The following is a 1,674-nucleotide window of genomic DNA, read 5'->3' on the forward strand; positions in this document are numbered from 1 at the left end:
CGACGGCGGTGGAGATGGCGGTGATGTCGGCGGTGTCGATGGCACCGATCTGGTCGGTGTTGAGGGCCAGACCAGCCAGCTGCGTGGAGCTCAGGGCGGCGACCTGGTTGGAGGTCAGCGCGGCCAGCTCGGAGGTGCTGAAGGTGTTGAGCTGATCGGTGCCGAGGGTCTTGAGCTGATCGGTGGTGAGGGCGGCGACTTGGTCAGAGACGATGGCCTTGACCTGATCGGTGGAGAGCTTGGTGATGACGGAGGTGCCCAAGGCGCGCAGATCGGCCGTCTCGAGCTTGGAGATCTGCTCGGTGGACAGGCCCGCGGTCTGAGCGGAGGTGAGCGAGGCGAACTGCGTGGCGGACAGGGCGTTGAGGTCCTGGGTCTGCAGATTGCCGATCTGATCGGAGTTGAGTACGCGCAGCTGATCGGTGCTCAGCGCCGCGAACTGCGCGGGGATGAAGGCGTTCAAGTCTTGAGTCGCCAGGCTGCGCAGCTGATCGGTGTTCAGGGCCGAGACCTGCGCGGTGGTGAGTGCTGCGAGCTGATTGGGGGCGAGCGCAGCCAGCGTAGCGGTGGACAGGGCACGAATGACCGCGGTGGAGATGGCGGTGATGTCGGCGGTGTCGATGGCGCCGATCTGGTCGGTGTTGACGGCCAGGCCGCCGAGCTGTGTGGCGGAGAGTGTGGCGACCTGGGCGGAGCTCAGGGCGGCGATCTCAGCGGTGCTGAAGGTGTTGAGCTGCTCAGAGGAGAGCGTCTTGATCTGATCCAGGGTGAGGACGGCGACCTGATCGGAGACGAGGGCCTGGACCTGATCGGTGGAGAGCTTGGAGATGACCGAGGTGGACAGCGCGCGCAGGTCGGCACTCTCCAGCTTGGCGACCTGATCGGTGGTGAGGCCGGCGAGCTGCGTGGAGTTGAGCAGGGCGAACTGAGTGGTGGTCAGGGCGTTGAGGTCCTGGGTGGCGAGGTTCTTGATCTGATCGGAGCTCAAGGCAGCGACCTGGTTGGAGGTCAGGGCTTGGAGCTGGGCCGGGGTGAGCGCCGCCAGGGCCACATCGCTGAGCGCGCGCACGGTGGCGGTGCTGATGGCGGTGATGTCGGCGGTGTCGATGGCGGTGATCTGGTCGGTGTTGATGGCCAGGGCGCCGAGCTGAGCGGCCGTCAAGGCGGCGACCTGGTTGGAGGTCATGGCCCTGAGCTCAGCGGTGTTGAAAGTGACGATCTGATCGGTGATGAAGGACTTGATCTGATCGGTGGTGAGGGCCACGACCTGTTCGGAATTGATGGCCTGGACTTGAGCGGTGGAGAGCTTGGCGATGACCGAGGTGGACAGCGCGCGCAAGTCGGCGTTCTCCATCTTGGAGATTTGCTCGGTGGTGAGCGCACCGGACTGATCGGAGCTGAGAGCACCCAGCTGAGCCGAAGTCAGAGAGGCGAACTGAGCGGTGCTCAGGGCGTTGAGGTCTTGCGTCTGCAAGTGGCCGAACTGATCGGAGGTCAGACCCTTGAGCTGCTCGGTGGTGAGGACCGCGAACTGAGTCGTGGTGAGGGCGTTCAGATCTTGCGTGGCCAAGCTGCGCAGCTGATCGGAGCTCAGGGCCAGGATCTGTGCGGTGGTCAGGGCGGCCAACTGGGCCGGCGAGAGCGCGGCCAAGACATCGGTGGCCAAGGCGCGCA

The 1,674-nt window shown here is 65.1% G+C and carries 1 pseudogene; it reads right to left on the reverse strand.

Features of this window, described 5'->3' with window-relative positions:
- A pseudogene (locus LNV06_RS22505) lies at positions 1 to 1,674 on the reverse strand (heme utilization protein); the annotation flags it as partial.

The sequence above is a fragment of the Paucibacter sp. Y2R2-4 genome (assembly GCF_025717535.1).
Classification (GTDB): Bacteria; Pseudomonadota; Gammaproteobacteria; order Burkholderiales; family Burkholderiaceae_C; genus Paucibacter_A.